1 protein-coding gene is annotated in these 908 nt (G+C 74.6%); it reads right to left on the bottom strand.

Annotation, left to right across the window (positions count from 1 at the left end; genetic code table 11):
• The coding region (locus Q4D18_RS11515) for an iron chelate uptake ABC transporter family permease subunit (protein WP_303128540.1) at positions 1–908 on the bottom strand (908 nt) is incomplete at both ends.

Below are 908 nucleotides of genomic sequence, written 5' to 3'. Positions count from 1 at the left end.
AGGTTGAGGTCACCGATCAGTTCTCCGCCGACGAAGTCCCCCAGCACGACGAGCAGGGCCCCCACGGCGGCCGCGGCCACCGGGTCCATCCGCCCGCCGGTCAGCAGCCGCGACAGCGGCCCGGCGAGGAAGGCGACGAAGGCGACCGGCCCCGCCGTCGCCACGGCCACCGCGACGCACACGGTGGCCAGGGCCAGCAGCCGGTCGGCGGCGCGGCGCGGGGTGCCCAGCGCCGTCGCGGTCTCATCACCCAGCTCCCGCGCGGCCAGGGAGCGCCAGCCCAGGGCGATCAGCGGGACGATCACGGCCAGCGCCACCGTCAGCCGCAGCACGCCCTCCCAACCGGCCCCCTTGAGGCTGCCGGTCAGCCACACCAGGGCGGCCTGGGCGTCATAGATGTCGGCCCGGGTGAGCAGGTACTGCACGGCCGAGAGCAGCAGCATGTTGACCACGACGCCGGTCACGACGAGCGGTTCCACCGCTGTGCCCCGGCTCAGCACCCGCACCAGCAGCGCCACCCCCAACGCCCCGACGACGGCGGCGAGGGCGACCGGCTCACCGGAGACGCCGAGGACGATCAGGGCGAAGACGGCGGACGCGCTGGCCACCATGCTGATCCCGATGATGTCCGGGCTGGCCAGCGGGTTGCGCAACAGCGTCTGGAAGAGGGCGCCGCCGAGTCCGAGGGCCGCCCCCACCAGCGCTCCGAGCACCGCGCGGGGCAGCTTGGACTCGAGCAGGATGAACGAGGCCCCGGGGATCTGCGCCCCCCCGAGGATGCGGGCGGCGTCCACCAGCGAGACCTGGAAGTCCCCGAGCAGGGCACGGACGAGGACGGCGACGAGCACGCCGACGCCCAGACCGCCCAGCAGCAGGAAGCCTGCGGCAGGGACCGGAACCGGCGCAGG

The sequence above is a fragment of the Micrococcus sp. genome (assembly GCF_030523875.1).
Lineage (GTDB): Bacteria > Actinomycetota > Actinomycetes > Actinomycetales > Micrococcaceae > Micrococcus.
The sequence above is the reverse complement of the archived record's forward strand: the minus strand, read 5'-3'. Positions and strand labels throughout refer to the sequence as shown.